The following is a 6406-nucleotide window of genomic DNA, read 5'->3' as shown; positions in this document are numbered from 1 at the left end:
TAATGGCCTAGTAACATGCTGGCGAAGAACCAGTAAATCACCACATCACCACGTAATAGACTAGCCACAGCTGGCCCTGGGCAAATACCCACCATGCCCCAGCCGATGCCGAAGATCACCGAACCAATGATCAAGCGTTTGGTAATCGCCTGTTTGCTAGAGACACAGCGGTATTCATCACCATTTAGTGCGCAGCTACGCGGCTTAATAATGAAGTGATAGAAGGGGATAAATACCAATAGCGCACCGCCAATCACAAAGGCTAGGCTGGCGTCCCAGTTACCGGCTAGGTCGAGAAAATTAATCACTTTGTTTGGGTCAACCATTTGCGAAATGTTCATGCCCAAGCCAAATAATAGACCAGTAATAATACCTACAATCACCTTATACATGCGCCGCCCCCAAGTAGTTTGACGCACCCACCACTAAAATGGCGGTCAGCATAAATACCCCAGTTGCGACAATAGAGCGCGGCGAAAAACGGCCGATGCCACAAATACCGTGACCACTGGTACAGCCATTAGCCAATTGCGTACCAACACCCACCGCTAAACCGGCCATTGCTACCCAAGATAAGGAGTAATCAGGGATCACCGGCACGGCAATGCCCATCGGTTGAGTGAGTAAAACACTCAGCGCCATAGCCGCAATAAAGGCCACACGCCAAGGCCACTCTTGTTTGCTAGAGCCAAAAATGCCACCCAGTACACCGCTAATGCCGGCTGTTCTGCCACTTAATAGCAGTAATAAAGACGCAGACAAGCCCAAAAGCATGCCCCCCAACAGGGCGCTCCATGGGGTAAAGTTATGCATAACACACTCCAAATATAAAAAGTAAAACCAAAGCTGTTGAGTGTTCGGGGGAGGCTAGGAGCAGAATTGCTGCTGCAAACTATCTAGCAAACGTTTTATCCGAGGTTCGGCCAAGGAGTAATACACGTTTTGGGCTTCTTTGCGCACTTTTACCAAATGGCTCTCACGCAGCACCTTTAAGTGCTGAGAAAAAGCCGACTGGCTATTTTGGCTATGGTGGCGCAATTCTGTTACGCCCATTTCACCGTCGCTAAGCAAACATAGCACCACTAAACGGTCAGGATGCGCAATGGTTTTTAGCAAATCACTGACTAACTGCGCGTTTTCACGCATTGCTAATATGTCCTGCATACATCCCCCTTACTAATCATTGCTAGCGATTATACAAAACCAATAAAATTAGTCAAAGCTAATTTAGACATTTTTAAATTAGATGCTTGCGAATTAGAACTTTCTAATATAGAGTAAGGTAAACTAAAAAGGAGAACGATTATGTCTTTGGAAAATGTAGTACGTCTGTTTGCTGGTGCCATGGTGTTGCTGTCCATTGCTCTTACTCATTGGGTTCATCCTAACTTTGTTTGGTTTACGGTATTTGTAGGCGCCAACCTGATGCAAAGCTCGCTCACCGGATTTTGCCCTGCGGCAATGATCTTTAAGCGACTCGGCTTTAAGTAGAGATTATTTGATATTAATCAACTGACTAGATACTTATTTTCTAGTCAGTTGATAGACAAGACTATAGTTTAAATTTTGTGGAGATAGTTATGCGTAAGATTGTTATTGTGGGTGGTGTTGCCGGGGGCGCATCAGCTGCTGCTAGAGCTCGTCGTTTAAGCGAAGATGCTGAAATCATCATGTTAGAACGAGGGCCGTTTATTTCCTTTGCAAACTGTGGTCTTCCCTATCATATCGGTGGCGACATCGAGCAACGTGACGCCTTGCTATTACAGACCCCGGAAAGCTTTAAGGCACGTTTTAATGTTGATGTGCGGGTGCAGCATGAAGTATTAAGCATCGACCGCCAACAAAAAACCGTCACCATTCGTGACCTAATCAACCAACAAGATTACCAAGAAAGCTACGACGCCTTGGTGCTTAGCCCCGGCGCAGCACCTATTGTGCCGCCCATTCCTGGTATTCAAAACGCCCGTACCTTCTCGCTGCGTAATGTGCCAGATATGGACAAAATCATTGCCAGCATCAACCACAAACAACCGAAACATGCCACCGTAGTGGGTGGTGGTTTTATTGGTATTGAAATGGCCGAAGCCTTAATCCAACGCGGTATTAATACCAGTTTGGTAGAACTGGCTCCGCAAATTATGGCACCGGTAGACCCAGAAATGGCCAGCCCCTTACACCAAGAGCTACGCCATCACGGGGTAGATTTACGTCTAGGCGTAGCCTTAGAAGCGGTATTTGCCCCCGCCGGCGAAGAAACCAAAGAAGAACTCGCTAACGAAGACAGCGAAATACTGCAATTACGTTTAAGCAATGGCGAAGTGCTAGAAACCGAATTGCTGATCATGGCGATTGGGGTAAAACCCGAAACCACCCTTGCCAAGTTAGCCGGTTTGGAGCTAGGTGAACTGGGCGGTATTAAGGTGAACGCTAAGCTACAAACTTCTGATCCAGCGATTTATGCCGTGGGCGATGCCATTGAAGACCCAGAGTTTGTTACCGGTGACGCCGCCTTAATCCCCTTAGCGGGGCCGGCTAACCGCCAAGGCCGCATGGCGGCAAACAACATCTTTGGCGCGAACGAGCAATACCAACGCAGCCAAGGCACCGCCATTTGTAAGATTTTCGATGTCGCGGTGGCCTCTACTGGTTTAAATGAAAAAACCTTACAACGTAAAGGCTTAGACTACGACAAAGTGTATGTACACGCGGCCAGCCATGCCAGCTACTACCCGGGTGCTCATCCGGTCACTTTAAAATTGTTATTCCACCCAGAAACTGGAGTCATTTATGGTGCTCAAGCCACTGGTAAAGATGGCATCGATAAACGTATCGACGTATTAGCGGTAGCGCAACGTGCCGGCATGAGTGTATTTGACTTACAGCACCTAGAGCTCACCTACGCACCACCATTTGGTAGCGCTAAAGATGTCATTAACCAAGCCGGTTTTGTCGCAGCCAACAGCATTTCTGGCAATACTCGCCTGTGTCACAGTGACGAAATTAACCAAGCCAGCGAGCAGCAGCTCATTTTGGATGTGCGCAACCCCGGTGAGCTAGAAAAACTCGGTGCCATTCCCGGCGCGGTAAATATTCCGGTAGACCAACTCCGTGAGCGAATTAACGAGCTACCTAAAGACAAGGAGATCTTAATTTACTGCATGGTGGGCTTACGCGGTAACGTGGCTTATCGTCAGTTGGTCAACCATGGCTTTAAGGCGAAAAACCTAACCGGAGGTTACAAAACCTGGTTAGCTTATCAAGCCAGCCATTAAGCATCATAGCAGCAGCGCTAAACCTAGCGCTGCTTCATCAGGAGGGGAATAAATGCAAGGTCTGCTGATTACATTAACCGCGCTGCTAATGTTAGCGGCCAACCCATTACAGGCACAAAGCAATGCCGAACAGAGCATAACCGTGAGTGCCCAAACTCGTCCCATTACCGTAGAACTAGATGCCGTCATCGAAGCTGTTGATGCCGCCACCCTAGCCGCTCAAACCTCTGGCCGAGTGCTTAACCTTTATTACGACGTGAACGACTTTGTCGAAAAAGACGCGGTAATCCTCGAAATTACCCGAACCCAACAATCTGCTGCTTATGCCGCAGCCGAAGCCCAGCTCAACCAAGCTACGGCAAAAAATATTGAGGCGCAACGCCATTGGCAACGGCTCGCTAAACTGTATCCTCAAGGGGCCATCTCCAAAGGCCAACTTGACCAAGCCGAAGCCGATGCCAAAGCGGCCGCCAGTGCGGTTAATGCCGCCAAAGCCAGCCTCATTCAGGCCAAAGAAACCCTAGACTACACCGTGGTTAAAGCGCCCTTTTCCGGTGTGGTCACACAGCGCCACATTCATCGTGGCGAAACCATCAATGTTGGCCAAGCGCTCTACTCTGGTTACTCCCTAGAAAACATGCGCGCGGTGGCGAATATTCCACAGCGCTACTTGGCGATGATCAACAGCGATACGCTATTTAGCCTTGAGCAAAACGGCCAAGTGCTACAATCCCAAGACTACACCCTATTTAGCCATGCCGACCCACAGTCGCATTCCTTTAAAATTCGCCTTAACTTGCCCAATCAAGCCTACCAGCTCTATCCCGGCACTTGGGCCAAATTAAGTTTCAGCTATGGGCAACGCCAACAAATTTGGATCCCTCATTCGGCCGTGGTACAGCGCAATGAACTAAGCGCAGTCTACCGCAAAACAGAGCAGGGTTATCAACTCAGTCAAGTGCGTTTAGGTAAGGTGCAAGACGAGCAAATACAAGTGCTTGCTGGCTTAGAAGAAGGCGATGAGATCGCATTGTCGGCCTACCAAACCCTACTAAACAAGGAGTAAGCCATGGGTATTGCAGGACGCATAGGCGAGCGCTTTTTACATTCCCCCATCACCCCCTTGTTAGCTTTAGTGGGTCTATTGCTGGGGATCTTCTCGGTGATTATTACCCCCAAAGAAGAAGAACCACAAATTGATGTCACCTTTGCTGACGTTTACATTCCCTTTCCCGGCGCCAGCCCCAAAGAGGTAGAGAACTTAGTCACCCTGCCTGCGGAAAAACTGATTTCCGAACTCAATGGCATCGATACACTGTACTCATTTTCGCAGCCCAATGGCGCGATGATCATCGTAGTATTTGAAGTGGGAGTAGCCCGTAACGACGCCATCGTTAGCCTGTACAACCAGCTGTACGCCAACCTCGATCGCCTGCCCAGCGCAGCAGGAGTAGGCCAGCCCTTAATTAAACCACGCGCCATTGACGATGTGCCGATTGTTAGCCTGTCGCTATGGGATGAAAGCCAACAACTCAGCCCCTATGAGCTTACCCAAATTGCCCATAGCCTAGAAACCGAGTTAAAGCGGCTGCCCGGCACTAAAGATGTTTATACCCTAGGCGAGCAGCCTATGGTGGCCTCGCTGCGTTTAGATCCGCTCAAGCTAAATGCCTACGGCGTTGAATTCAAACAGATTGCTCAACAACTACAAGCCAATAACTACCAATCTCAACTGGCTGACTTAGTCCAAGATAATCAAGTCATTAAGGTTCAAAGCGGGCAGTTTTTAAGCAGCGTTAAAGAACTAGAAAACTTGGTGGTGGGCAGTCATCAGCAACAAGCGGTGTTTTTAGCCGATGTTGCCGAGATCACCCTTGGCCCCGAATTGCCTAGCCAAAACGTTTGGCTGGTTAACCAGCAAGGCACCTTTCCTTCGGTAACTATCGCCATCGCCAAACAGGCCGGTGAAAATGCCGTAGAACTGGCGCAGCGTATCGAACAACGGATTAGCCAACTAGAAAATGTATTACTGCCGCCGCAGGTTCATTACCAACTTAGCCGTAACTACGGCAGCACAGCGGCTGATAAAGCCAACACCCTAATCGGGAAACTGGTATTTGCCACCATTGCAGTAGTGCTATTGGTGCTGCTTACCATGGGCTGGCGAGAAGCCCTAGTGGTGGGCATTGCGATTGTGATTACTTTGGCGATTACCCTATTTAGCTCGTGGGCTTGGGGCTTTACCCTTAACCGCGTGTCGCTGTTTGCGCTGATCTTCTCCATCGGTATTCTGGTAGACGATGCCATTGTGGTGGTGGAGAACATTCACCGCCACATGGGCTTAAGCGGCGCCAGCACCAAAGCCAAACTGGCAGGGCTGATACCCGCAGCTGTAGACGAAGTGGGCGGCCCCACCATTTTGGCCACCTTCACGGTAATTGCCGCCTTGCTGCCCATGGCCTTTGTCTCGGGCTTAATGGGCCCCTATATGAGCCCTATCCCGATTAACGCTAGCCTAGGCATGCTAATTTCCCTGTCGGTAGCCTTTATTTTGTCACCTTGGTTAAGCGCCAAGCTGCTTAAACCCAACCCTCATCATCAGCCGCAAGACATTCACTCTGGCCGCTTGCATGACCTATTCCAAAAATTGATTGGCCCCTTTTTGCAGGCCAAACAAGGGCGGCGTAATCGCTCGCTACTTTGGCTGGCAGTATTACTGATGATTGCCGGAGCCGTGGCACTACCGATCAACACTTGGGTGGTGATGAAGATGCTGCCCTTTGATAACAAATCTGAATTTCAGGTAATGGTGGACTTGCCCGAAGGACGCAGCCTAGAGCAAAACCAGCGGCTGTTGTTTGAGCTAAGTGACTACTTAATGCAAGTGCCCGAAGTGGCCGACTTACAGCTTTATGCCGGCACCACTGCACCGATAAACTTCAACGGCTTGGTTCGCCACTACTTCATGCGTAGCAGCCAAGAGCTGGGCGATATTCAAGTTAATCTAGTGAACAAGAGTGAGCGCGAGCGCGATAGCCACAGCATTGCCAGCTCGGTTCGCCAAGGCTTACAAGCGATTGGCGCGAACTACCAAGCCAACATTAAAGTGGTAGAAGTCCCGCCGGGGCCACCAG

The 6406-nt window shown here is 49.5% G+C and carries 7 protein-coding genes; 4 read left to right on the top strand and 3 right to left on the bottom strand.

All coding sequences use genetic code 11. The features are described from left to right. From ACQY6Q_RS11380 to ACQY6Q_RS11370, 3 genes are all read right to left on the bottom strand, one after another. Positions 1-392, bottom strand: a 392-nt coding sequence (locus ACQY6Q_RS11380; RefSeq protein WP_427981509.1) for a DUF6691 family protein, incomplete at its 3' end; no start/stop codon positions are given. Next, the gene (locus tag ACQY6Q_RS11375) at positions 385-813 is read right to left on the bottom strand and encodes a YeeE/YedE family protein (RefSeq protein WP_427981507.1); all 429 of its coding nucleotides are present in this window, start codon (positions 811-813) and stop codon (positions 385-387) included. The genes ACQY6Q_RS11380 and ACQY6Q_RS11375, both read right to left, overlap by 8 nt. 54 nt (positions 814-867) lie before the next feature. Beyond that, positions 868-1164, bottom strand: a complete 297-nt coding sequence (locus ACQY6Q_RS11370; RefSeq protein WP_055733104.1) for an ArsR/SmtB family transcription factor — start codon at positions 1162-1164, stop codon at positions 868-870. Between the two features lie 141 nt (positions 1165-1305). On the opposite strand from ACQY6Q_RS11370, the gene ACQY6Q_RS11365 reads away from it, so the two are divergent. The 4 genes from ACQY6Q_RS11365 to ACQY6Q_RS11350 form a co-directional block, all read left to right on the top strand. Further along, the gene (locus ACQY6Q_RS11365; protein ID WP_055733105.1) at positions 1306-1491 is read left to right on the top strand and encodes a YgaP family membrane protein; all 186 of its coding nucleotides are present in this window, start codon (positions 1306-1308) and stop codon (positions 1489-1491) included. An 89-nt stretch (positions 1492-1580) separates the two neighbouring features. Next, the gene (locus tag ACQY6Q_RS11360) at positions 1581-3272 is read left to right on the top strand and encodes an FAD-dependent oxidoreductase (protein ID WP_427981502.1); all 1692 of its coding nucleotides are present in this window, start codon (positions 1581-1583) and stop codon (positions 3270-3272) included. Positions 3273-3324: 52 nt separating this feature from the next. Then, positions 3325-4338 (top strand): efflux RND transporter periplasmic adaptor subunit, encoded by a 1014-nt coding sequence (locus tag ACQY6Q_RS11355; protein ID WP_427981500.1) that lies wholly within the window; start codon positions 3325-3327, stop codon positions 4336-4338. A gap of 3 nt (positions 4339-4341) precedes the next feature. Then, positions 4342-6406, top strand: a 2065-nt coding sequence (locus ACQY6Q_RS11350; RefSeq protein WP_427981497.1) for an efflux RND transporter permease subunit, incomplete at its 3' end; no start/stop codon positions are given.

This window comes from Agarivorans sp. (genome assembly GCF_050295395.1).
GTDB lineage: Bacteria > Pseudomonadota > Gammaproteobacteria > Enterobacterales > Celerinatantimonadaceae > Agarivorans.
Note: the sequence above shows the minus strand (reverse complement) of the source record. Positions and strands in the feature narration are given on the sequence as shown.

What these genes read in the sequence shown, in the direction of transcription:
- ACQY6Q_RS11370 (WP_055733104.1), bottom strand. Translation starts at nt 1,164, where the DNA reads ATGCAGGACATATTAGCAATGCGTGAAAACGCGCAGTTAGTCAGTGAT.
- ACQY6Q_RS11365 (WP_055733105.1), top strand. Translation starts at nt 1,306, where the DNA reads ATGTCTTTGGAAAATGTAGTACGTCTGTTTGCTGGTGCCATGGTGTTG.
- ACQY6Q_RS11360 (WP_427981502.1), top strand. Translation starts at nt 1,581, where the DNA reads ATGCGTAAGATTGTTATTGTGGGTGGTGTTGCCGGGGGCGCATCAGCT.
- ACQY6Q_RS11375 (WP_427981507.1), bottom strand. Translation starts at nt 813, where the DNA reads ATGCATAACTTTACCCCATGGAGCGCCCTGTTGGGGGGCATGCTTTTG.
- ACQY6Q_RS11355 (WP_427981500.1), top strand. Translation starts at nt 3,325, where the DNA reads ATGCAAGGTCTGCTGATTACATTAACCGCGCTGCTAATGTTAGCGGCC.